This window comes from Aminobacter sp. P9b (assembly GCF_045345995.1).
GTDB classification, from domain to species: domain Bacteria; phylum Pseudomonadota; class Alphaproteobacteria; order Rhizobiales; family Rhizobiaceae; genus Aminobacter; species Aminobacter niigataensis.
This window is the reverse complement of sequence record NZ_CP150082.1, coordinates 3,604,413-3,627,621: the sequence shown is the minus strand read 5'-3', so window position 1 is coordinate 3,627,621 and position 23,209 is coordinate 3,604,413. Positions and strand designations below refer to the sequence as shown.

Sequence of the window (23,209 nt, the reverse complement as noted above, 5' to 3'; positions counted from 1 at the left end):
CAGACCTGGCGGTCGTTACGGCGGCGCGGGCCCAGCGCCCAAACAATCCTTAAGATGATTCAGCGCCATCGTGAGGTTGCCTGATGAGCATTGCGCAGTTGACGGTGGTCGGGGGAGGTCTCGTCGGTGCGGCAATCGCATACGGCGCAGCGCGATCTGGCATTTCGGTCAGGGTGCTGGATCAAGGTGACGCGGCATTTCGAGCGTCCAGGGGCAACTTTGGGCTTGTCTGGGTCTCAAGCAAAGGGAACAAGATGCCGCGTTATGCCCGCTGGAGCCGCGAAGCGGTGACAATCTGGCCCGAGTTGCACAAAGAACTGCTGGAACTGACTGGCGTTGACACCGGACTTCATCAACCCGGCGGATTCTGGTTGGGCTTCAGCGAGCAGGACGTCGAAGCGCGCGCGGATTTGCTGAAGCGCATCAATTGCGAGGTTGGCGGGGAAATCCCCTTCAAGATGATGGAGCCTTCCGAACTCAAGCAGTTTCTGCCCGGGCTAGGCTCGGCTGTCGTTGGCGGCAGCTTCTGCGCGCTGGACGGACACGCAAATCCTCTCATGTTGCTTCGAGCGCTGCACGCGGGTCTGAAGGAGAAGGGAGCAGAAACAATCTCGGGTGTCGATGTCACCGAGATTCGACGCGATCCTGACACGACTCAGTTCCAAATAATTGGACGCGACGGTCAACGCTGGAAAAGTGACCGACTGGTGCTAGCTGCAGGGCTCGGCAACGCCAATTTGGCACCACAGGTGGGGCTAGAAGTACCGATCACCACCACGCGGGGTCAGATCCTGATTACAGAGCGGCTCAAGCCATTCCTCGACTTTCCAACGAACAAGGTAAGGCAAACGCGCGAAGGCAGTGTCCAGATTGGCTCAACCTCTGAAGACGTCGGCTTCAACGACGGAACGACCACCGACAAGATCGAGTGGCTCGCACGACGCGCGGTCGCGACCTTTCCGGCATTGGCAAATGCTCGCCTCGTGCGCGCGTGGGGGGCACTCCGACCGCTCACGGCAGACGGCTATCCTGTCTATCAGGGTTCTACGTCATGCCCTGGCGCTTTTGTCGCCACCTGCCACAGCGGCGTGACGCTTGCTGCGATTCACGCTTTCGTCCTCGCCCCCTGGATGGCAGGTCTGGCCTGTGCGCCTCCTGACATCGAGTGCTTTTTGGGTGACCGCTTCCGGGACCCCAATGCGAGTTTTTCCCATGACCACTAAGTCACTTTTTGCAATTTCATCATCGGCGAAGCCTGAGACTGTAATGATCGCATTCGAAGGCAATCCCCTGAAAGTACCCGCGGGAATCAGTGTCGCGGCCGCCCTGCTCGCGAGCGGCGCTCGCCACTTTCGGTCCAGCGTTGTGGGGCAAGCTCCGCGAGCGCCTTATTGCATGATGGGAGTGTGCTTCGAGTGCCTTGTTGAGATCGACGGCGTTCCAGCTCAGCAGGGCTGCGCAGTTTCCGTAAGGGAAGGAATGAGGATCAGTCGGCAAGATGGTGCCGTTGAACTCGCTGACCTCAGCTTCGGAGAAACGTCATGACGGGCGTGGTATCGGACCTAATCGTCATCGGGTCGGGCCCTGCTGGCATGGCTGCGGCCTGTCAGGCGCGGGATCTGGGGCTCACGGTCACCGTATTGGACGAACAGGTGACAATCGGCGGCCAGATTTACCGCAATATCGAAACTGCGCCTGCGGAACGTCTCGAGATTTTAGGCAAGGACTATGCCGACGGGCTCACGCTCGCAGCTCAGTTCCGTGTGAGCGGATCAGAGTACATCGGCGGCGCCGCCGTTTGGAACCTTACGCCAGAGGGTGTGATAGACTATATTGCTGATCGCAAGGCACGCCAGATCGTTGGTAAGACCGTTCTCATTGCGAGCGGCGCAATGGAGCGACCCTTCCCTATCAAGGGATGGACATTGCCCGGCGTCATGGGAGCAGGAGCCGGACAAATCCTCCTCAAGAGTTCCGGTGCGCTGCCAAACGAGCCTGTCGTCCTCGCTGGTGCTGGGCCGCTCCTCTACTTGCTGGCTTGGCAATATTTGCGCGCCGGGGCGAAGATCGGCGCCCTCGTCGATACAACCTCGTTCTCGGATAAGTTGCGTGCGCTGCGTCACTTGCCCGCTTTGCTCCTAGGATGGAGAGATCTATTAAAAGGACTCAAACTCCTCGCTGCTCTGCGGCGCCATGGCGTGCCCGTCTTTTCCGGCGCCGCCAAGCTTGTGGTCGAAGGAGAGACGCAGGCTACCGGACTGACATTCGTCAGCGGAGGTAAACGGCGACATGTCCCGACCTCACTGTTGCTCCTGCATCAAGGCGTGGTTCCTAACACGCAGCTCAGTTGGTCGCTCGGCGCACAGCATCGCTGGAGCCCCGAGCAGTTGTGCTGGCAGCCGGTTACAGACACATGGGGGCGCCTCGGACAGACAGCGATCTATGTCGCGGGAGACAGTCGTTCGATCGTCGGTGCCCAGGCATCTGCCGTGCAAGGCCAGTTGACTGCCCTGGCGATTGCGCAGCATCTCGGAAAGATCGGCGACCGAGCGCAGCGTGCGGCCAGGCTGCGGCGCAGACTGGCGGGCTACACTCACATTCGTCCGTTCCTGGATGCGCTCTACCGTCCGCAGGACGAAAACCGGATTCCGTCGGACGATGAAGTGTTGGTTTGCCGGTGCGAAGAAGTCTCAGCCGGGAACATTAGGCATTACGTCAGCCTAGGTTGTCTTGGCCCGAACCAAACCAAGGCGTTCGGTCGTTGTGGAATGGGCCCTTGTCAGGGCCGGTTGTGCGGACTGACGGTGACCGAACTCATAGCCCGGGAGCGCGGCGTAGAACCCACCGAGGTTGGGTACTACCGCATTCGACCGCCCATCAAGCCAGTCATGCTTGGTGATTTCGTCGAATAGCCCAATCCGCCCATCGGCATTTTCACAACCTAACTGTAGAAAGGATTGACTAGTGAGCAACATATTCCGGATTGAGACAGACAGACGCCGCAGCCGGGCTGTCGTCTACAACGGCATCGTCTTTGTCGGCGGCATGGCTGCGGATGATCGGAGCCAGGACATTACGGGTCAGACGAAACAGGCGCTTGCTCGTGTCGAGAAGTACCTTTCCGATGCCGGCACCGACAAGAGCCGCCTGCTCAGCGCCCAGATTTGGCTAAAGGACATTGGTCGCGATTTCGAGGCAATGAACGCGGTCTGGAACGACTGGACCGCGCCAGGTGCTTCGCCCACCCGTGCCACAGCGCAATGCGAGATGGGCGCAGCGGATGTCCTGGTGGAAATCATCGTGACCGCGGCCGTTGCCCGCACCGAATAGTTTGAAAAGGCTCGTGTAGACGGTGGCCGTTGCGCCGCAAGCGAAGACTTGAGGACGCGCCTCCCAAGCGCGGCGTCGGACGCCGACTCGGCCAATGCTGTTCCGGGTCGGCGTCCGCATTGAAATCCAACGCTGGGTGCGAGGCGACGTTTTGAATGCCTCATGGAATCGGCTAATATTTGATGATTTACACTGGAGTGGTGCTGGTTTTAAGGGGAATCGGCACCATGGCGAACAGATCGCGTTTTTCGTTGCTGATCCCGACCGGATTGATGGTTGAGGGTACCGCGAGGGCGAGGGAACATTTGTTAGGCGCGCGCAACGGTCGATGAGCGATCCTGCCCGCAAGGTCGCGTCGTTGGTGTTCAGCTGGAGACCGAGCCAGCGCAGAAACGCACCAAGGTTGTTCATGGCCTTGTACACGACCGGCAAGCCGATGATTGCGTCGATCAGGTAGGAGCTGACGTTCCAACCAAAACAGACGCCAAGCAGCATCGTCGTGGGCCCCAACGCAAACAGTCTCACATAGATGCCGATATGCTTTGGCAGATGTTCATATCCCGGTACCGTATGCTTGGCGCCGAGATAATGAACGAAATCACATGAACGCCTGTGAACTCACGTGTCGCCTTCGGCGACACGTGAGTTTACGCGAGTTCGGGCATTAAGGCGATGAGCATCAAGGTCATCGAGGCGAGCAAGGGCCTAGTGGCAACGCGTACGCGCGCCCCATACTCCGCCGCTCGGACGTAGTTGGAACATGAAAGACATCTGAGAAGTGATTGCGAAGCCGCGTTGCGACCCTGCATCAAGGCTGTCGTGGAGACCGCTCTATCTTCTTCTTGAATGCTTTTCGCAGACGTAGGCCCGTGCCGGATGAGACGGACGTTAAGCGCGCATTTCCGTTCCGCGCCTTACATTGACATATCCTATCCGGGGGGATAGGTAATTGAAGGCTCAAACTCGGAGTTCTCTCATGCTTGCCGAAATCAAGGACTGGTTCGGCTTCGGCCAGCAGAACAATGCTCGTGGCACCGGTGCTCATGGCCATTCTCACGGAGAGGCTGGCGGGCACGGCCACACACACGGCGTCATCGATCCCAGCATCGCTTCGTCGGAGCGGGGCATTTGGGCCATCAAGTGGTCCTTCGTGATCCTCGCCATAACGGCAGCTTTCCAGCTCGTCGTTGTCTTCTTCTCGGGAAGCGTGGCGCTGCTTGCCGATACGATCCACAATGTTGGCGATGCGGCCACTGCCATCCCGCTCTGGATCGCTTTCACGCTTGTACGTCGTAAGCCAAGCGCCACATTCAATTATGGCCTTGGCCGCTTTGAAGACCTGGCAGGCATGCTGATCGTCTTGATCATTCTCTTCAGCGCCCTTGTCGCCGGCTATCAGGCCATAGACCGCCTGATGAACCCTCAACCCGTTCAGCAACTGCTAGCGGTGGCAGCCGCCGGCGTCATCGGCTTTCTCGGAAACGAGGCGGTTGCCGTCTTCCGCATCAGGGTCGGACGCGAAATGAACAGCGCGGCGCTCATTGCCGACGGCTACCACGCGAGAACGGACGGCCTCACAAGCCTGGCGGTCGTGGTTGGGGCGATCGGTGTCTGGCTTGGTTTCCCGCTTGCCGATCCGATCGTCGGCATGCTCATCACCATCGCGATCTTCGGCATTGTCTGGCAGTCGGCCCGGGCGGTGCTCACGCGCAGCCTCGATGGCATCGAACCGGGCCTCAACGATGAAATTCGGCATGCTGCCGAGCACGTCGCAGGCGTCCAGCGGGTCGTCGATGTCAAGGCGCGCTGGCTTGGCCACAAGCTTCATGCTGACCTCAAGATCGCCGTCGACAACACCAAATCCGTCGAGGAAGCCAACACCGTATCGTCGCTGGTTCAACGCGAACTGCGGGCACATCTGCCGTCGCTGGAAAATGCAACGATTGTATTCGACGCGGGTGACGAACCTTCGCAGCCGGCCGTCGCCGACGCGGGCGGGCACCACCACGCGCCCGACCCCTTCGTCGTCACATCCTCGATTGCCGAAGGTGTTCTGGAAATCGTCGATACAAGCCAGGGGGAGCGGATGCGCCTGACGGTTTCCAGCCACGCCGACGGGCTCAACGCGGTTGTAGAAATCCAGCGTCCTGGCGGGCAGGTGGAAAAGCTGCCGCTCTTGCCCGTTGCCGGAGATCATCACACGCTCCAAAGCACCGAGGCCCCGGCCGAACCGCATGAGTTCGACGCAGTTCTCCATTTGAGCTCCGCAAAGGGAAAGTCGAACCTGCACTTCCGGATGGAAGAACCGGAAGGCCATCATCACTGACCTTGCTGGCGACGGGTCGATCGACGTATCGTCCCTCGCCACCATCGATCGCAATCTGGCAAAGGACACGATGAACGACTTGCACACGCACGCCGCCCACCCCGAGATCGTCAAGCGGCTGAAGCGCGCGGAAGGCCACCTGAAAAGCGTCATCTCGATGCTGGAGGGCGGCAGGTCATGCCTTGATATAGCTCAGCAGCTGGCAGCGGTCGAAAAGGCTATCGTCAATGCCAAACGCACGCTGATCCAGGATCATCTCGACCACTGCCTTGAGGAAGCCGTCGGAACGCTGCCTCGCGAGCAACGGCAGTCCATCGACGAATTCAAGGCGATCACCAAGTATCTTTAGAGGCATGGTCGCACTCCACGTAGCTGGGATGCGACCATCGGTTCCCTGCGTCAGATCATTCCGTCGAGGCCGCGCTGACTTCCATAATGGCGCTGGCCGACAACTCGTTCTCGATCGGCTGTAGCACGAACGTCTCGGCTCCTCGTGCACTGGTCGAAGGCATTTGACGGCATCGCGTTGATTGGCAAGGCATATGCGGCTTAACGCCGGAAGATGACCGGGAACCAGTCTTCGCGCAGCTTTTCACCCGGCTTCATTTCATGTCCCGGGAAGGGCGGGGAGGTGCGGCCCGGCCGCTCCACATAGCGGGCATCATCGCCCAACAGGCGGAGCGAAAAGGCGCGGCGGCGTGACTGGGTCTGGTTGCCGCGGGCACCGTGAAGGGTCTTGTAGTTGAAGGCCACAGCGTCGCCCGGCTCCATCGCCCATTCCATGATCGTCATGCCCTCGGCATCGGGGTCCGGCACCGGCATGTAGGCATCGGCGTCGGGATAGAAATTCTCCTCCGACAGCCACCGTGTTGGCAGCACCGGCTTCGCCCACTGATGCGATCCCGCCACGCATCGCAACGATGCTTCCCGAACGGGATCGAGCGGCGACCAGAAGCTGATCGTCTGTTCCCCCTCGACGAAATAGTAGGGCGAATCCTGGTGCCAGGGCGTTGGCTTCGACGTCCCCGGCTCCTTGACCAGGACATGATCGTGGAAAAGCTGCACCGTCCTCGATCGCATCAGGTCGGCGGCCACTTCAGCCGCCTCGGACGAGCGGATCACGTCCTCAAATTCGGGAATGCGCTGCCAGTTGCAGTAGTCGTCGAAGAACCGTCCGCCTTCGCCGGCTTTGAGGTTCTCTGCGGCGTATTTCCCCGGCTCGGCCATGTTGGTCTCGACGCCTTGTCGCAGCGCCTCGACATGGTCTAGGAACAGGCCTTTTACGAGCACGACCCCGTCGCGCTGGTAGCTGTCGATATGTTCTTGGGTGATAAGCGGGTGAGGCATCTCGGTCTCCCTGTTGACGTTCACAGGATGCCGGTGCTGTTTTTTAAGTTCCAATAATATGTTGAAAACACTAATATAGTCTCATGTTATACATTACATTGCGGCAGCTGGAATATGTGGTGGCGGTGGCGCGTGCAGGCAGCCTGACGGTGGCGGCCCAGCAGGTGAATGTTTCCCAGCCGGCGCTGTCAGTCGCCTTGAGCCAGGTCGAGGACCATTTGAGGCAGAAGCTGTTCATACGTCGCAAGGGCGCGCCCGTGACGCTCACGGGCTTCGGCAGGCTGTTCCTTGCGGATGCAGAAGCGCTCCTGGCCGATGCGGCTCGCCTCGAGAGTCCAGGTGGTCTCGGGCAGCGGCGCTTGCAGCGCATCATGCTTGGAGTTTTCGACGATCTGGCTCCTGCCCACCTCGCTCCACTGCTCAGGCTTCTGCGAGCCCGGTTTCCAGAGGTCGAGATCAGAACAAGGGTGGCGACCTTCGAGGGGCTGGCAGAATCCCTTCTTGGCGGCGACATCGATCTGGCCCTGACCTATGACCTCGGCCTCGACGCCAGTTTTCATCGCGAACTCTATGCGCAAGTGTCGCCACAGGCGTGGTTTCAGCCTGACGATCCCTTGGCCAAGGCAAGCGAGGTGACGCTTGCCGATCTTGCCGATCGACCGTTGATCCTGTCCGATCAGGGGTTGTCGATCCGGCACATGCTGGGGCTTTTCCGCTCGATTGGCGTGACGCCCAACATCGTCCATCGCGCGGCCTCCACGGAGGTGTTGCGCAGCCTTGCCGCCAACGGTGAGGGCGTGGGCATCAGTTACACGAACCCTGTCGGCACATTGAGCTACGATGGCAAGCCGCTTGCTCGTGTACCCATAGCCGATGCGCAGGCTCGGGAACCGATCGTGCTGGTCTTCTGCGGCGAACAACCAGCACCGCTTCCCGAGATACGCGCTGCCATCATGGCAATGAAAGGCTGAACACCGCCGATCTGAACAGTTGGCCGATATGGGCGGAAGCGCTCGATGATGCGGGCTGCGCTCCTTTGGGCAATGGGACTTTGACGGTCCCGCGTCGGCCGGCAGCACTCCCGCAAGGTTCACTTCTGATCAAACCGTGCCCGTGAGGAGGCCATAGGCAATGCCGGCAATCGAACAGCTGGCCAACACGGTGAGCATGCCGACCTTGAAACGAAACACCGCGATGACTGCGCCCAGTGTCAGGATCAGAGACGGGACGTTCACGGAACTCAAGACAGGCAAATCGACTGCCATCCCAAAGCCGCGGAATTCGTAGAGCTGCGCAAACAGAACGTGCAGGGCAAACCACATAGACAGGTTGAGGATGACGCCGACGACGGCTGCGGTAATCGCGGAGAGTGCCGCTGAGAGCGCCTTGTTGGCGCGCATGTTCTCCATGAAGGGCGCGCCTATGAAGATCCACAGAAAGCACGGAACGAAGGTCACCCAGGTTGTCAGCAGTCCGCCCAGAGTGCCGGCGAGCAACGGGTTGAGCGAGCCAGGTGCGCGATAAGCTCCCAGGAAGCCGACAAACTGCGTCACCATGATCAGCGGACCAGGGGTCGTCTCAGCCAGACCGAGGCCGTCCAGCATCTCGCCGGGCTTCAGCCACCCGTAGTGCTCGACCCCTTGCTGCGCGACATAGGAAAGGACCGCATACGCACCACCGAATGTGACCATGGCCAATTTGGAAAAGAAGATGGAGATATCGGTGAAGACATTTCCCTGCCCCAAAAACACCAGCAGCGCCAGGACCGGCCCACCCCAGATCAGGAGGCCGACCCCTGCTACCTTGAGCGACCAGGAAAGGGGAGGGCGAGCATGCTCGGGAACCCCCTCGCCAAGGACGCTGTCGATGTCCGCGACCTCCTTGCCACTGAACTTGCCATGGTTGCCGCCGGCGAGGAACGGCTTCCATCCGGCTCGCCCGCCGACATATCCGATCAAACCAGCTCCAAAAACAACCAGGGGAAATGGCGCCTGGAAAACCGTCAAGGCAACGAACGCCACCGCAGCCAGGCCGATCAGCACGTTGTTCTTGAGGGAGCGTCGGCCAATGCGGATGACGGCTTCGAGCACGATCGCCAGCACTGCGGCCTTCAGCCCGAAAAAGAGGGCCTGGACGGCGCCGACATTGCCGAAAATGGCATAGATCCAGCTCAGGGCCATGATGGAGACAGCACCAGGCAGTACGAACAGGATTCCGGCAACGAGCCCGCCCTTTGTCTTGTGCAGGAGCCAGCCGATGTAGATTGCGAGCTGTTGGGCCTCTGGCCCGGGCAGGAGCGTGCAGTAGTTCAACGCGTGCAGAAAACGCGTATCACCGATCCAGCGCTTCTCTTCGACGATGATCCGGTGCATCACGGCGATCTGCCCTGCAGGACCGCCGAAACTGAGGGCTGCCACACGCGCCCATACGCGGACCGCTTCGCCAAAGGAGATGCCGTGAGCCGGTGTGTCCGTGTTCTGGGCTGGAGATTTGTCGGTCATTTCGATCTGGCTCATGTCGTTTCCTGTCGATCAGGCGCGCTTCGAGCGGAAATACTGGTAGAGATTGTCGAAGACGGACGAGCCTTGGGCGATACGCTGCTCGTCCTCCGGATTTGCCGCGCAAACGCCTGTTATCAGGCTGGCTATGCCCGTCGTCTCCTCGCGGCCGAACTTGCCGTCCTTGAGGTCAATGTCGTGGACAATCTCGGCAATCGCCTGGAGAGCGGGGTCGGCGATTCCGGCTCGGGCCAGCAGAACCTCAAAGCTGCAACGATCACCTTCATGGGTGATTTCGCCTTCGAACATGTCGAACCGCAACTCTCCAGCCTTGGGTTCGTATCCCTTGCCCGGTACGAAGCGGATGACAGCGTCCTGGTCGATGAAACGCCGGATCAGCCAGCTGCAGGCGATACGGTCGACATGCACGCCTTCGCGCGTCACCCAGACCCGTCCCTTCAGAGCTGTCGGCGCGTTCGCCATGGCCTCCGGCGATTGTTTTGCCATTTCCGTATCCTCCGCGAGCTTGCGTTCGATTTCCGTAACCAGGCTTTCGGCCGACAGGCGACCGGTTGCCCCGAAGAAGTCGATCGCTGCGATATCGGCGAGCCGTTTGCGCAGGCGGCTGGTTAATGAGCGCGCTTCCGCTTTTTCCTCGGACGTCGCAATCGCGTCGAACCGATCGGTCAGAGCGCGTGTTTCCTTCGCTATCGCCTCATAATCTTGATCGCGTGCAGCATCGAAGAGCGCGCGAGCCTGGGCGTCGGAGAGGCCGTCGATAAGGCGTGCCTCGCACACCATGGCCTCGCCGCCACCTTCGACGATCTCCTTCAGGAGCCACTCGAAATCCTCCTGGGTCTCCGAGTTCGCCGGGAGCGCATAGACCGTGCTCTTCACGGCGACGGCGCCGATCCCCTGCAGCCGACGCCAGATCTTCACGCGGAAGTAGGCCGGCTTGCTGGGCAGCTGGTGAATGAGAAGCAGCCAGCGCTGATCTGGCCGTGTAACGTCAACGTCCATGTTCATACTGTATCATCAATGATTATAAAAGCAACACTTGTATCATTTTCGAGTCGAGCGTAGCGTTCGGTCCAGTCACTGACTGTTGATTGCCACTGAGAACTGACCCGGCGCAGCCCAATATTTCCATTGAGAATTGACCCATGTTTGAACCCTCCCTCGCATGTTTTCAGCGGGGGCTATGGAGTGATCGACATGGCGTTATTGAGCGTGATCCGACGCTGGCATTTTCGAGAGCATCTATCGATCCGGGAGATTTGCCGCAGGACTGGCCTATCCCGGAATACCATCCGCAAGTATCTCCGTGCCGACGGCGTAGAGCCGAAGTTCAAGGTCCCGGAGCGTCCGAGCAAACTTGACCCGTTTGCGGATCGGTTATCGGCCTGGCTGAAGACGGAATCCAAGAAGGGCCGCAAGCAGAAGCGGACGATGAAGCAGTTGCATGCCGACCTTATAAGCCTCGGCTATGAGGGTTCCTATAACCGCGTGGCGGCTTTTGCTCGGGAATGGCGGGAGGATCGGCAGAGGGAGTTGCAAACTACTGGCCGCGGGACGTTTGTGCCCCTGGCGTTCGAGCCGGGCGAAGCCTTCCAGTTCGATTGGTCGGAGGACTGGGCGATCATCGGCAATGAGCGCACCAAGCTCCAGGTAGCGCATACGAAGCTGAGCTACAGCCGGGCCTTCATCGTCCGGGCCTACCTCCTGCAGACGCATGAGATGCTGTTTGACGCCCACAATCATGCATTCCGCGTCTTTGGTGGCATTCCGGGTCGCGGCATCTACGACAATATGCGCACGGCGATCGACAAGGTCGGACGTGGCAAGGAACGTGACATCAATGTCCGTTTCCAGGCGATGGCCAGCCACTATCTGTTCGAGCCGGAGTTCTGCAATCCGGCTTCTGGCTGGGAGAAGGGACAGGTCGAGAAGAACGTGCAGGACGCGCGTCACCGCCTCTGGCAGCCCACGCCGCGCTTTCCGTCGCTGGCAGCACTCAATGAATGGCTGGAGCAGCGCTGCAAGGAACTATGGGCACAGACGCCGCATGGTCAGATGCGTGGCACCATTGCCGACATCTGGGCTGAGGAGGCTCAGGCTCTGATGCCAGTTTCCCGGCTCTTCGACGGTTTTGTAGAATACACCAAGCGGGTCTCGCCCACCTGCCTCGTGCATCTGGAACGCAACCGCTACAGCGTCCCGGCTTCCTTTGCCAACCGGCCGGTGAGCCTGCGGGTCTACCCGGATCGTGTCGTTGTCGCCGCGGAAGGTCAGATCGTCTGCGAGCATCGGCGCGTCATCGATCGTTCCCATGATCGGCCGGGGCAGACTATCTACGACTGGCGACATTATCTGGCGGTCGTGCAGCGCAAGCCGGGCGCTCTTCGCAACGGCGCACCGTTCGCCGAGCTTCCCGACGCGTTCCGGACTCTGCAGCAGTATTTGCTCAAGAAGCCGGGCGGCGACCGCGAGATGGTCGATATCCTGGCGCTCGTGCTTCAGCACGATGAACAGGCCGTTCTGTCGGCGGTCGATATGGCACTGAAGTCCGGCGTTCCAACCAAGACGCATGTGCTGAACTTGCTACATCGCCTTGTCGACGGCAAATCCTTCACACCACCGACCATCGAGGCGCCTCAGGCCCTAACGCTCATCAACGAGCCCAAGGCCAATGTCGAACGATACGATGCCCTGAGAAAGACGGAGGCCCGCCATGCGTCATAATCCGGCAAGCGGCGCTATCGTCATCATGCTGCGGCAACTGAAGATGCACGGCATGGCGCAGGCAGTCGGCGAGTTGACCGAACAGGGATCGCCGGCGTTCGAGGGCGCCATTCCGATCCTGTCACAGCTTCTCAAGGCGGAGACGGCGGAACGAGAGGTGCGATCGACGGCCTATCAGCTCAAGACCGCACGCTTTCCAGCCTACCGCGATCTGAACGGCTTCGACTTCGCCAGCAGTGAGATCAACGAGGCGCTCGTGCGCCAGCTCCATCGCTGCGAGTTCCTCGACGAGGCCAACAACATCGTTCTGGTCGGCGGCCCCGGCACGGGCAAGACGCATATCGCCACGGCGATCGGCGTCCAGGCCATCGAACATCATCACAAACGGGTCCGCTTCTTCTCGACCGTGGAACTGGTCAACGCGTTGGAGCAGGAGAAAGCACAGGGACGTTCTGGCCAGATCGCCAATCGCCTTGTCCATTCCGATGTCGTCATTCTCGACGAGCTGGGATACCTGCCGTTCAGTGCGTCCGGCGGTGCGCTGCTCTTCCATCTGCTGAGCAAACTCTACGAGCGCACCAGCGTCATCATCACCACCAACCTAAGCTTCAGCGAGTGGGCCAGCGTCTTCGGCGACGCGAAGATGACCACCGCGCTGCTCGACCGGCTCACCCATCATTGCCACATCCTCGAAACCGGAAATGACAGCTTCCGCTTCAAGAACAGCTCGGCGCATGAGACCAAAAGCAAAAAGGAGAAAGGCAGGAACTTGACCCAAGCCACAGACCCGAAACATACCTAATAGGCGGGTCAATTCTCGGTGGAAATGCCGGGTCAGTTCTCAGTGGCAATCAACACGTGGCTCACTGCTATGCCAAGAAACCTATCAAACTGATCCGAGATCGGCCCGTTCGTATCTACCTGGTCAATGTCACCGAGTTTGACCCGATCAACTCATTCCATCTGCACGGAAACTTCTTCGATTATTTCGATCAGGGCACCACGCTAACCCCGACTCTCAAGACGGTCGACCTGATCACCCAGTGCCAGGCTCAGCGCGGCATTCTCGAGTTCTCGTTCAAGGATCACGAGACGGGATCCTACATGTTTCACGCGCACCAGTCCGAATTCACCGAGCTAGGGTGGATGGGGGCGTTCGAAGTAGTCGAGGCAGTGTCATGAACGAGCGAATCGATACGCGAAATCTTGAAACAAGCGCCACCCGGATCGCAGCGCGCAAGCGGCTGGCACTGCTTTGGTTGTTGTTTCCTGTTGTGACAATGGCCCTGGCAATCTGGTGGCTTTTGTCGACCAACCCTTTGGCAAGTTTTTCCAACGGGGCGCCCCCGATCGAAAACATCACCGTTGAAAGAACGATTCTTGATCAGTCGGGCATAAAGCTCCTGGTTAGGGCTGGCGGCTCAGAACCCATGCATATCGCCCAGGTACAGGTGGACGCTGCGTATTGGCAGTTCGTCCAAGAGCCGTCCGGTCCGATAGCACGAGGAGATACCGCGTGGATTAGCGTGCCCTTTTCCTGGGTCCCTGGTGAGGCTCATCGAGTGACATTTGTCACCAACACGGGCGCGGCGTTCGAGCATGAAATTCCCGTGGCGGTCGCAACGCCTGTCGCAAGCTCGAGTAACCTCATTTCTCAAGCCGTGCTCGGCGCATTTGTCGGGATACTCCCGGTCGCAGTCGGCCTGCTATTCTACCCGGCACTGCGTGGCGCGGGTCCGGCGACGATGAACTTTCTTCTCGCCATGACAATCGGATTGCTCGGCTTCCTGTTGATCGACACGCTCGAAGACGCATTCGAGTTTTCGAGCGCCTCGGCCGCAATCTTCCAGGGACAATCGATGGTCGTTCTAGCGGCCGCGGCCAGTTTCTTTCTCCTGATGGCCGCATCGCGGAAAAATGGGCATCCCACCGGACTTGCACTTGCAACCTACATTGCGCTTGGCATCGGGCTTCACAATCTCGGTGAAGGCCTTGCCATAGGGGCTTCCTTTGCCGCCGGGGCTGCTGGACTTGGGACGTTTTTGGTGATGGGTTTTACGCTCCACAACATCACTGAAGGCATCGGCATAGCTGCTCCGATACTGAAGGTCAGGCCCCCGCTATGGACGTTTCCGGCGTTAGCGCTACTGGCTGGCGGACCTGCAGTCATCGGAATGTGGATAGGTAGCCTCGCCTATGCACCTCACTGGTCGGCACTGGCACTTGCTGTCGGGGCAGGGGCGATCCTTCAGGTAATCGTGGAGGTCAGCGCGCTTCTCATGCGAATGGGGAATCGCGGCACGTCAGTGTTGTTCTCGCCTGCGGTGCTGGCAGGACTGGGTGCCGGAATCGCGTTTATGTACGGCACTGCGATGCTGGTAAAGATTTGATGCGGCAGTTCTGACAATCATCCCACCTATCAGTTGGCACAATCGGCTACCCGCCTGTCATGGCGGGTAGCCGAACTGAAAGTCACAATCCACTTGGCTCGAAACATAGCGGGCGCGACGTTCATTTCGCGGCGCGTGGCTTCGCTATGCTCAATCTTGATGTTGGAACATGAGCGCTCTCGACCTCTTCCTCGCGTCCCCGGCACTGGTGTCCTATATCAGGATGTCTCTCAGACTGCTCCATTTTGGCGGGCTGGTCCTGGGCTTTGGCGGAGCCGTGTTCCTTGATTTGACATTGTCGCGATATCGCCGCGCTGCTGTGTCTGCCGAGCTTGTGGCCAATGTCGACTGGATCAGCCGCTTTGTTGCGCGCGGCCTGCTGATGCTTTGGATCTCCGGCATTGGATTCCTTCTGCTCTACCAGGCGACAGAGCCGGAGAAAGTCCTCAATCCCAAGATCTGGGCCAAGATTATCATTGTCGCGATTCTGACAGCGAACGGCATCGCCATTCATCGCCTCGTCCTTCCGTTCTTGCGGGAACGGATTGGAAGACAACTCATGACCGGTGTGAGGCCGAGCAAAAGGGTTGCGCTGATCGGCTGTGGGGTCATTTCCGTGGTGTCGTGGACGACGCCGGTGGTGCTCGGGGCCGCACCTCAATTGAACTTCGTTGTCCCCTGTGCGGTGATCCTGGCGGCCTACCTCCTGGTTTTGGCCCAAGGTTTTTTTGTTGCCGTCATCGCAATGCGAGAGCCGCGCATGACAGCGGCTCCTTCCGATGACAAACACGCCGCACACGGGCAATCCTTGGAGGGCGTGACCTGATGCCCGCTGCAGCTTAGGGGATCAAGTGTAAAGATGGCGAAGCAGGATCGACAGACCGAGGGCGAACTGCGCGCCGCCACCTCCGAATTCCGCCCACTGGCCAACTGTTTGCCGATGAAACGCCCTGCCACCGCCCGCCGACATCGCATCGATGGTGGTGCCGATCGCGGTCGCGAGGAGAACAGCTCCGGATTTCTGATGCTGCGCTGACTCATCAACACCTTTGACCGCGTGCAATACCACGGTCTCGCTTGGCCGAGCCATTCGATCAATCAGGCTGAGGTCGTGCCGTCTTCCTTCACGGGCTCGTTAGTAACTAGCTAGCCGTCGATACGAAGCGAGTTACTCACTTTGGTAACAATCAGACACTTGACTTATCATAAGTAAAAACTTATCATAAGTGATGGGCTATGATTATGCAGGCATGACGGCGCTGGCCGATCCAACACGCAGAAAGGTGTTCGAACTGGTGGTAGAGCAACCCCGGACGGTCGCCGACCTGACGCGGATCCTTCCGGTCTCACAGCCTGCGGTGTCACAGCACCTCAGAGTTCTGAAGGAGGCTCGCCTGGTACGCGCAGAACCCAAAGGGGCCAGCAACATTTACCACCTCGACCCGCATGGACTTGGCGAGATGCGGGCATGGCTAGACCAGATGTGGGTCGGCGGTCTCGAAGCGTTCAAACGGGAAACAGAAAGCAGGGAGAATAAGGAATGACCACCACCATTCGGCCGTCTCCAGTTCGGAAATCAGTCATCGTCGCCGCGCCAATCGAGACGGCGTTCGCAGTATTCACAGAAGGCTTCGGAAGCTGGTGGCCAGCCTCCTATTCAATCGGCAATTCGGTCCTGAAAAACGCGGTCATGGAACCGAAGGCAGGAGGCCGATGGTACGAGATCGGCGAGGATGGGACTGAATGCGATTGGGGGGAAGTGCTGGCCTGGGAGCCTCCTTCGCGAGTGCTGCTGGCATGGCGTATTGGCGGGGACTGGCGATTCAATGCGACACTGCTGACCGAGGTTGAAGTGTGCTTCCTCAAAGAGGGCGAGCAATCTACGAGAGTGGAACTTGTGCATCGGCTGCTTGAGAACATGGGAGAGACTGCCGAGGCTGCCCGTCAGACCTTCGAGTCAGAGCACGGCTGGAACGGCATTCTTGGAAGCTATGCAGCGGAGGTGCAACGAAAAGCGACCTGAACTATCCCGTGGAACGGTTGGCCGATACATGATCGGCCACTGCCGTCAGCCTTTCCCGCATTACCAGCGCCGTAATCGCCCCTGAAAGAAAAGTGAGTGCTGCAATAGAGCCTATGGCCCAAGGAAGTCCGAAAGTATCGGCGATAAGTCCGGCCGACAGCGCTCCGATGGCGTAGCCCAGATCACGCCAGAAGCGGTACACGCTCAGTGACCTAGCGCGCCACGAAGGGTGTGAGGCATCCGAAACGGCCGCAATCAGGCTGGGGTAGACCATTGCCGTTCCCAAGCCGAGCAACAGGCTTGCCACCAGCCACCAGCCGAAATCCCTGGTGAGAGCTGTCATCATGAGTGCCAGCGCCTGCACCCACATTCCAGCAACGATCAGACCCTTCCGCCCCCAACGGTCGCTAAGCGGTCCAGTCAGCACCTGACACAGTCCCCACACCCCTGGGTACACGGCCTTCAGGATGCCTATCTTCTCCACGCCGAGTCCGTTGGCGGCGAAAAAGAGCGGAAAGATGCCCCAACTCATACCGTCATTGAGGTTGTTGACGAGTCCCGCCTGCGAGGCCGCAAAGAGATTGCGGTCGCGGAAGGTCGTCAGGGCGAACACTTCCCGAAAGCTGAGAGAGGATTCTTCCTTTGGATGGTTCGCCATTTCCAGTTGGACATGGGCGCGGGTGTCGCACACCAGCAGGACGGACAAAGCAAATCCGAGCACCGCGTACACCACGCCAACATAGATCGGAATTGGTCGTAGACCGTATTGCCCCGCGAGGTACCCGGTAAGGAACGCAGTCACGCCAACCGCGAAGTAGCCTGCGAACTCATTGAGGCCGACGGCGAGGCCGCGACCCTTGGGACCGACGAGGTCGACCTTCATAATCACGGTCATCGACCAAGCTAGTCCCTGGCTGACTCCCAGCAACGCATTGGCGGCGATGATCCAGCTCCAACTGGGTGCCCAAAGGATCAAGAAGGGCACAGGAAGACCAAAGAGCCAACCGAGGATGAGCACCCGCTTGCGCCCCCATCTGTCAGCCAGTTGGCCGGACAGCAGATTGGCGAAAGCTTTTACCACGCCGAAGCTGACAATGAAGGTCACGACCAATGTCGTCGAAGCGATACCGAATTCTTCGGAGCCTATGAGTGGCACCACAGTGCGCTCAATGCCCACCATGCCCCCGACAAAGGCATTGATAACCACAAGCAGGGCAAACTGCCGCCAGTTTTCTTTGAGGCCGAGGGCGATCCGCGGAGAAGGTTGGATCACCGCGCAATCCCGGCGTTCGCAGCCCGCGTCTGAGTGGCGTTGGGCGGAGGAGGGGGGATGTCGGCCGTCATTGCCGCTATGAATGCATCCTCGTCCTCAATCCTGAAGGCCTTATTGAAGCGCTTCTCGAAGCCGATCGTGGAGGTCGGCTTGCCGCTTAGCGAGCGTCCACAGACTGAGCCGGAATAAGCGCCGGGAAGCACCTCTATGTGGTCTGGCAGTTCTTTAAGTCGCCGGGCGCTGGAGAACAGGGCCCGCGCGCCTTGCTCGGCGTTGGAAGCGAGTTCAGTCCGGCCAAGATCGCCGACCATCAGTGTGTGACCAGTCAGCACAAACCAAGGTTCTGAGGCTCTGGTCCTGTCCGTGACCAAAAGCGAGATGTGTTCGGGAGTGTGGCCCGGCGTGTGCATGACGCTCACGGTCACATTACCGAGTTCGAGTACTTCGCCGTCCTTGACGGGGTGAAAAGGAAAGACCGCCTGAGCACCCTCGAAGAGAACGTATTCAGCGCCGGACGCTTCCGCGAGCTCACGCCCTGCAGAGATGTGATCGGCGTGAATGTGCGTATCGATGACGTACAGGATCCGCATACCCGTAGCCTTGGCAGCTTCGACGTAGGGACCGATGTCGCCGACAGGATCCACGACGGCGGCGGAAGCCTTGCCGCCACATCCGAAAAGGTATGACGCAGCGACAGGATCTGAATTCAGGAATTGGCGGAGGATCATCTTCTTACTCCTTAGAGAAACGCGGTCATGCATGGCTCCAGCGAGCGCTTGACAGGTGGAGGTCAGATGTCATTCAATAAATCCGTTGAATAACGTAACGTGGCTTCAAATCCGATGTCAATCAGGAATCCGAAACAGGCCCTTTACGAGCAGTTCGCGGCTGTTGCCAAAGCGCTCGGGAATTCGCAAAGGCTGGAATTGATCGAGCATCTGGCTCAGGGAGCCCGAAACGTTGAGGCTCTGGCGGCGAAGCTCGGCTTGCCCATCTCGAATGTCTCGCAGCACCTTCAGATTATGCGGCGGGCAGGACTGGTGACTGCCGAGCGTAAGGGCAAGTTCGTCACCTACCGCCTTTCCGACGAGAACGTACTGCCGTTGTTTGCGTCGCTTCGCACAGTCGCTGAGCGTCAGAATTCCGAGGTCGACCGTATTGTGCGCGTCTACTTCGAGACACGAGACCAGATGGAACCCATAACGCGCGAGGAGCTTTCCCAACGCATGCGGGACGGGGTCGTGACCGTCATTGATGTTCGGCCGCCAGATGAATTTGCTCTTGGCCATGTGCCTGGAGCAGTCAACGTCCCCCTCGGACAACTGGGGGCTTGGATGTCCGACGGCGGCACATGCGATGAAATCGTAGCCTATTGCCGCGGCCCATGGTGTGTCTTGTCGTTTGAAGCAGTCGCTGCACTTCGTGCTCGAGGTTACAATGCAAGACGGCTGGAGGATGGGATGCCCGAATGGAATGCGGCGGGCCTGCCCGTCCAGATTGAAGAAGCTTGGCAGACAGCTTCCACAAGTGACCTGAAGCCTTGAAGTTGGGCGTACACGCGAAACGACGCCAATATCGCGCTTGAACGGAAGCAGACCAAACACGATCGCGCCTCACAGCACATCCTTTGGTAGAGTGTGAACTCCTCGGATCGCCTAGCTCCTTCGGCTACCTGTCAGAAGCTCGAAGCGAGGCGTAGCATTAGTCCTGTTCCTCAGGGATTTGGGGGGCCACATGGGCGTGGCGCGGTTTCGTACCGGAGACGCAACGGGGAGCCTCGTAGGCTCGGTTGTGGTTGCGACAGCCCTCATTCTGGCGATCCATCACGACCAGACGCAAGCCCACGGAGCCGACACGGGTTGGACCTATCCTCCGGCATGCTGCAAGGGCGATCCTGCGGGGGGAGACTGCCAGCGGATACCCAACGCTGCGGTCAAGACAAGGCCGAACGGCTTCGTTGTAACTCTCTACCCTGGCGACCATCGCCGGATCACACGAAGGCAGACGTTTCTGATCCCATATGGAAACGAAATCGCGTCGGGAGACCGTGATTATCACATCTGCCTTCATCCCACCGAGGAAGACGTAAACTGCTTCTTCGCACCTCCAGACGGTGCCTGACAATGGGCGCGAGCCTCACTGCCCTGCTGGGGGCGATGCTTGCCGCGTCGGCGCTTTGTACACCACATGCAAGCGCTGCTGAGGTTGATGTTGCGATTGTATTCGCGGTCGACGTCTCGGCATCCATCAATCCCGCGACCGCCGACCTCCAGCGCGAAGGCCATGCGGCAGCAATCTCCTCGCCCGAGGTCGTCGCAGCCATTACCCGCAACAGCAACGGTTGTATTTCTGTAACCTACGTCGAATGGGCAAGTTCCGGGCATGCGCGTTCGGTGGTGCCGTGGACAAGCGTCTGCGGGCTTAAGGATGCGCAAGCCGTGGCGTCGATCATCCGGAAGGAAGGCGATAGAGGCCTCGAATGTGAACAGACGTGTGCGACCTCGATTTCCTTCGCCATCGATCTGGGCAGTATGCTGCTCGACAGTTACGTTGGATCAGCCGCTAGCAAGATCATCGACATCTCGGCCAATGGCACCAACAACGACGGCTTGCCCGTTAAAGTGAGCCGACGGCGGGCGCTTGCCAAGGGTTACACAATCAACGCAATTGCCATTCCCGAGATGATACGTAGCGTTGTGTACGATCTCACCGAATACTTCGACGACAATGTCATTGGTGGTCCGAGAGCGTTCGTCATCGCGCCATCCACGACAAGCGACTACGCGGCAGCGCTCCGCCGAAAACTCGTGACCGAGATCAGTGCGTCGATCCGGCCATAAAAGGCACCGCCACGTGCCAAGCCGACGCAGACGAAGCTTGCCAGTATGCGCTGTTCCGCGACGGATTGGTCCTTCTCGGAGGGCCTTCCCGAAGGTGACCGTGCGTTGTGGTTGTCTGGTCGCCAGATGGAGGTATGGAGCGCCTGGATGATGCCCCTGCGGCGGGGTCGCATCGCTGAGAGTTCATGACGGTACTTTCGTAGTTCACTGTGAGACCTATCCAAGCCGCCGCAAATGGGTCCTGACAGCCGATCGACCTCGATAGATACCGAACCCGCAAAATTTTTTTTGGCGATTTTCCCTTTAAAATCAATAGCGTAAGATTTTGACGGCCTATGCGTCGGAATTCGATGCTGAACATAAGAAAAAACCCAGCTAGATCAATGACCTAGCTGGGTTAAAATCAATTGAGTGGGTTTTGTCACGCGCGACGACGGTGATGCCCTGCACGAAATCGAAGACGCTTCGGGTGGACGGCCTAGGGGAATACCAGCGACGCCCTAAGATCGTAAGGCTTCGGAGCGTGCTACAAGCTACGGGCCGAGCGCAGCGACTGCCTCGGCTACGATCGCTGCTGGTTCCTTGGCAATATCCAACCGGATCGATTGCCCATCGGCGGCAATAGGTTCCAAGACTTGGAATTGGCTTTCAAGAAGGGAGGCCGGCGCAACGTGATCTCTGCGGGCAAGCAGCCTTGAATTGATCAGGTCTTTTGCCCCGTGCAGGAACAAAAACTGGACGTTCCCCAGTCGCTGCATCAGGAAATCCCTGTAACTCCGCTTCAGGACCGAGCAGGCGATCACGGCCGGCTGCCCCGTTTCTGCGGTTGCCAGCACGACGCCGTCATGTGCCGGGTGCAGGAACTTGTTCGAATGCCAGGAGGCAGCGAGCTTGCCGGCTTCTGCCTCGCCGTCGCCGATGACGCAGGCGACGACGAGATCGGGATTGTCGAAAGCAGCACCGTACTGATGGCCTCTCGCACGTTCGCCGGTTGCGGGGCGACATCGAAGCCGTTGATACTGGCCGCGCCATCGTCCGCCCTGAGCCGAGTGGACAGGATTTTCGCCGCCGTTGTCTTGCCCGCCCCGTTCGAACCGAGCAGTGCAAAGATACTGCCGCGTGCCACGTCGAAGTCCACGCCGCGCAAGACATGCAGTTCGTACGACTTCTCCAAGCCCCGCACGCGAATTGCCTGGACTTGCTGCTGTGTCATCAACCCTCGGATGGGCGAAACTACCGCACTCCCACGCCTGAACGGATCCCAAACTCATGCGGCGCGGGCTGCAAGTAGAGCGTGGAGGGCTTCTGGCTTTAGGTGCGTATACCGCTTCAGCATCTTCCAGTCCTTGTGCCCGGTAACGAGTGCAACTTGCTCGATTGTGAATCCGGCCTCGAAAAGTCGGCTTGTGCCTTCGTGTCGCAAGTCGTGGAAGTGAAGGTCGTGGATACTCAGGTCGGCGCATCCGCGACGAAAAGCTGTGCCGACTGATCTGCCATTGAATGGGAAAATCCGATCATCGTTGTTACTTCGGCAGGCGCGCTGCTCCTCCACGATGGCCCATGCGTCGTATCCGCATGCAGCGAAAAGCGGAATGCGCTGGTTATTTCCCTGCTTGTTTCGGGGATCCTTCCGGTCACGGATGAGAAGCATCCGGGTGCGACATTCCAGATCCGACCAACGCACCGTGCAGATTTCCTCTTGGCGCATTGCGGTAGCAACAGCGAAGCGGATGATCCGGCCAATTGGCGCGATCTGACGCGGGTTTGCGTCGAAATGCGAGATCAACCGGTCGAGTTCATCTTGGGTCGGACGACGGTCGCGCTCCTGCCCTTTGCCAACCAGACCTAGCTGTTTCAAAGCAATGCGGGCGAGGTCTACGGCCTCGATTGTAACGGGTAGGCCGTGAACTGCGGCCGCGTGAGACAGAATGAGCTTGATAGTGCCAATGTCGATGCCGAGGGTAGCAGGGCCTGCACCTTTTGCCGCTCGATCGCGGCCGAACCGAATGAGCCGCTCGCGATCGAGCGCCGCCATGTTGCACTTTCCAAGCTGACGCTTCAGCATATCCAGAGTCGCAGCTTTCGAGCGTCGAGGGGGCTTGCCGACGTCACCCATGTCGTCGATATGAAGGTCGATGAGATCGCCGAAGGTTTTGAGGCGCGCGATGCGCGACTGATTTGGCGTTTCGCCACGATCAATCTGGCGCTCCGCCTCAAGGGCCCAGCGTCGGGCATCGTCTCGCCGCAAGAAGGTCTCGCTGACGTAACGGCCCTTGCGACGAACCTGAACGCGCCAGGAGCCGGAATGGAGTTTTGTGAAAGTGGCCATTTTCGTGTGCGCTCCGTGTGCACTCAGCCGTCGAACGGTGGCGAAAAGCGTCGCAATGTGGCGTAAATTCGTGTGCACTCGGTGCGTCCTAACCAATTGAGACTACTAAAA

At 59.2% G+C, this 23,209-nt stretch carries 22 protein-coding genes and 4 pseudogenes; 17 read left to right on the top strand and 9 right to left on the bottom strand.

Annotation, left to right across the window (positions count from 1 at the left end):
* Nucleotides 1-83 precede the first annotated feature (83 nt).
* From WHT83_RS17890 to WHT83_RS17875, 4 genes are read left to right on the top strand one after another with little or no spacing between them, the layout of a single operon-like run.
* Nucleotides 84-1,223: an NAD(P)/FAD-dependent oxidoreductase gene (locus tag WHT83_RS17890; RefSeq protein ID WP_406871916.1), complete on the top strand. Its 1,140-nt coding sequence runs from the start codon at nucleotides 84-86 to the stop codon at nucleotides 1,221-1,223.
* Entirely contained in the window at nucleotides 1,198-1,545 is a 348-nt protein-coding gene (locus WHT83_RS17885) for a (2Fe-2S)-binding protein (protein WP_377907447.1), read from the top strand. The genes WHT83_RS17890 and WHT83_RS17885 overlap by 26 nt, the downstream gene beginning before the upstream one ends.
* Complete coding sequence (locus tag WHT83_RS17880) at nucleotides 1,542-2,912, top strand: FAD-dependent oxidoreductase (RefSeq protein ID WP_406871915.1); 1,371 nt, start codon at nucleotides 1,542-1,544, stop codon at nucleotides 2,910-2,912. The genes WHT83_RS17885 and WHT83_RS17880 overlap by 4 nt, the downstream gene beginning before the upstream one ends.
* Before the next feature lie 52 nt (nucleotides 2,913-2,964).
* A complete protein-coding gene (locus WHT83_RS17875; protein WP_182573923.1) occupies nucleotides 2,965-3,330 on the top strand; it encodes a RidA family protein in 366 nt (121 codons plus the stop codon).
* A 420-nt stretch (nucleotides 3,331-3,750) separates the two neighbouring features.
* Here WHT83_RS17875 and WHT83_RS17870 read toward each other — a convergent pair.
* A pseudogene (locus WHT83_RS17870) lies at nucleotides 3,751-3,825 on the bottom strand (HupE/UreJ family protein); the annotation flags it as partial.
* 481 nt (nucleotides 3,826-4,306) lie between these two features.
* On the opposite strand from WHT83_RS17870, the gene WHT83_RS17865 reads away from it, so the two are divergent.
* Both WHT83_RS17865 and WHT83_RS17860 read left to right on the top strand, forming a co-directional pair.
* Nucleotides 4,307-5,656, top strand: a complete 1,350-nt coding sequence (locus WHT83_RS17865) for a cation diffusion facilitator family transporter (RefSeq protein ID WP_406871914.1) — start codon at nucleotides 4,307-4,309, stop codon at nucleotides 5,654-5,656.
* 70 nt (nucleotides 5,657-5,726) lie between these two features.
* Nucleotides 5,727-6,005, top strand: coding sequence for a metal-sensing transcriptional repressor (locus tag WHT83_RS17860; protein ID WP_182573925.1), 279 nt, complete (start codon nucleotides 5,727-5,729; stop codon nucleotides 6,003-6,005).
* A 200-nt stretch (nucleotides 6,006-6,205) separates the two neighbouring features.
* Here WHT83_RS17860 and WHT83_RS17855 read toward each other — a convergent pair whose 3' ends face one another.
* Nucleotides 6,206-7,003 carry a phytanoyl-CoA dioxygenase family protein gene (locus WHT83_RS17855; protein WP_406871913.1) on the bottom strand — a complete coding sequence of 266 codons (798 nt, stop codon included), beginning with the start codon at nucleotides 7,001-7,003 and terminating at the stop codon, nucleotides 6,206-6,208.
* An 83-nt stretch (nucleotides 7,004-7,086) separates the two neighbouring features.
* Between WHT83_RS17855 and WHT83_RS17850 the strand changes: the two genes are divergently transcribed.
* Complete coding sequence (locus WHT83_RS17850) at nucleotides 7,087-7,974, top strand: LysR family transcriptional regulator (RefSeq protein ID WP_406871912.1); 888 nt, start codon at nucleotides 7,087-7,089, stop codon at nucleotides 7,972-7,974.
* Between the two features lie 129 nt (nucleotides 7,975-8,103).
* Here the strand turns inward: WHT83_RS17850 and chrA are convergent, their stop codons facing one another.
* Together chrA and WHT83_RS17840 are read right to left on the bottom strand one after the other, a co-directional pair.
* Nucleotides 8,104-9,519, bottom strand: a complete 1,416-nt coding sequence (gene chrA / locus WHT83_RS17845) for a chromate efflux transporter (protein WP_406871911.1) — start codon at nucleotides 9,517-9,519, stop codon at nucleotides 8,104-8,106.
* 15 nt (nucleotides 9,520-9,534) lie between these two features.
* Nucleotides 9,535-10,521 (bottom strand): chromate resistance protein ChrB domain-containing protein, encoded by a 987-nt coding sequence (locus tag WHT83_RS17840; protein ID WP_406874005.1) that lies wholly within the window; start codon nucleotides 10,519-10,521, stop codon nucleotides 9,535-9,537.
* Between the two features lie 195 nt (nucleotides 10,522-10,716).
* On the opposite strand from WHT83_RS17840, the gene istA reads away from it, so the two are divergent.
* The 8 genes and pseudogenes from istA (at nucleotide 10,717) to WHT83_RS17800 (ending at nucleotide 16,656) form a co-directional block, all read left to right on the top strand.
* Entirely contained in the window at nucleotides 10,717-12,243 is a 1,527-nt protein-coding gene (gene istA / locus WHT83_RS17835; protein ID WP_315929027.1) for an IS21 family transposase, read from the top strand.
* A complete protein-coding gene (istB, locus tag WHT83_RS17830) occupies nucleotides 12,233-13,045 on the top strand; it encodes an IS21-like element helper ATPase IstB (protein ID WP_315929025.1) in 813 nt (270 codons plus the stop codon). Before istA ends, istB begins: the two co-directional genes overlap by 11 nt.
* Nucleotides 13,046-13,101: 56 nt before the next feature.
* A pseudogene (locus WHT83_RS17825) lies at nucleotides 13,102-13,425 on the top strand (multicopper oxidase domain-containing protein); the annotation flags it as partial.
* Nucleotides 13,422-14,633: a ZIP family metal transporter gene (locus WHT83_RS17820; protein WP_406871910.1), complete on the top strand. Its 1,212-nt coding sequence runs from the start codon at nucleotides 13,422-13,424 to the stop codon at nucleotides 14,631-14,633. The pseudogene WHT83_RS17825 and the gene WHT83_RS17820, both read left to right, overlap by 4 nt.
* Nucleotides 14,634-14,802: 169 nt before the next feature.
* Nucleotides 14,803-15,459 carry a hypothetical protein gene (locus WHT83_RS17815; RefSeq protein WP_406871909.1) on the top strand — a complete coding sequence of 219 codons (657 nt, stop codon included), beginning with the start codon at nucleotides 14,803-14,805 and terminating at the stop codon, nucleotides 15,457-15,459.
* 33 nt (nucleotides 15,460-15,492) lie between these two features.
* Entirely contained in the window at nucleotides 15,493-15,669 is a 177-nt protein-coding gene (locus WHT83_RS17810; protein WP_406871908.1) for a hypothetical protein, read from the top strand.
* Nucleotides 15,670-15,862: 193 nt separating this feature from the next.
* The gene (locus WHT83_RS17805) at nucleotides 15,863-16,177 is read left to right on the top strand and encodes an ArsR/SmtB family transcription factor (RefSeq protein ID WP_406871907.1); all 315 of its coding nucleotides are present in this window, start codon (nucleotides 15,863-15,865) and stop codon (nucleotides 16,175-16,177) included.
* On the top strand, nucleotides 16,174-16,656 hold the full coding sequence (locus WHT83_RS17800) for an SRPBCC family protein (RefSeq protein WP_406871906.1): 483 nt from the start codon (nucleotides 16,174-16,176) through the stop codon (nucleotides 16,654-16,656). The genes WHT83_RS17805 and WHT83_RS17800 overlap by 4 nt, the downstream gene beginning before the upstream one ends.
* Before the next feature lies 1 nt (nucleotide 16,657).
* Here the strand turns inward: WHT83_RS17800 and WHT83_RS17795 are convergent, their stop codons facing one another.
* Entirely contained in the window at nucleotides 16,658-17,929 is a 1,272-nt protein-coding gene (locus WHT83_RS17795; protein WP_406871905.1) for an MFS transporter, read from the bottom strand.
* Nucleotides 17,926-18,657 (bottom strand): MBL fold metallo-hydrolase, encoded by a 732-nt coding sequence (locus tag WHT83_RS17790; RefSeq protein ID WP_406871904.1) that lies wholly within the window; start codon nucleotides 18,655-18,657, stop codon nucleotides 17,926-17,928. The genes WHT83_RS17795 and WHT83_RS17790 overlap by 4 nt, the downstream gene beginning before the upstream one ends.
* 114 nt (nucleotides 18,658-18,771) lie before the next feature.
* Here WHT83_RS17790 and WHT83_RS17785 point away from each other — a divergent pair, with 114 nt between their 5' ends.
* Nucleotides 18,772-19,473: an ArsR/SmtB family transcription factor gene (locus WHT83_RS17785; RefSeq protein ID WP_406871903.1), complete on the top strand. Its 702-nt coding sequence runs from the start codon at nucleotides 18,772-18,774 to the stop codon at nucleotides 19,471-19,473.
* Between the two features lie 579 nt (nucleotides 19,474-20,052).
* Complete coding sequence (locus WHT83_RS17780; RefSeq protein WP_406871902.1) at nucleotides 20,053-20,769, top strand: DUF1194 domain-containing protein; 717 nt, start codon at nucleotides 20,053-20,055, stop codon at nucleotides 20,767-20,769.
* Between the two features lie 829 nt (nucleotides 20,770-21,598).
* On the opposite strand, the pseudogene WHT83_RS17775 reads toward WHT83_RS17780, so the two are convergent.
* The 3 genes and pseudogenes from WHT83_RS17775 to WHT83_RS17765 all read right to left on the bottom strand — a co-directional run.
* Nucleotides 21,599-21,740 (bottom strand): annotated as a pseudogene (locus tag WHT83_RS17775) (hypothetical protein); the annotation flags it as partial.
* Between the two features lie 47 nt (nucleotides 21,741-21,787).
* Nucleotides 21,788-21,982: pseudogene (locus tag WHT83_RS17770) on the bottom strand (ATP-binding cassette domain-containing protein); the annotation flags it as partial.
* Nucleotides 21,983-22,036: 54 nt separating this feature from the next.
* Nucleotides 22,037-23,098: a tyrosine-type recombinase/integrase gene (locus WHT83_RS17765; protein WP_406871901.1), complete on the bottom strand. Its 1,062-nt coding sequence runs from the start codon at nucleotides 23,096-23,098 to the stop codon at nucleotides 22,037-22,039.
* Between the last annotated feature and the right edge of the window lie 111 nt (nucleotides 23,099-23,209).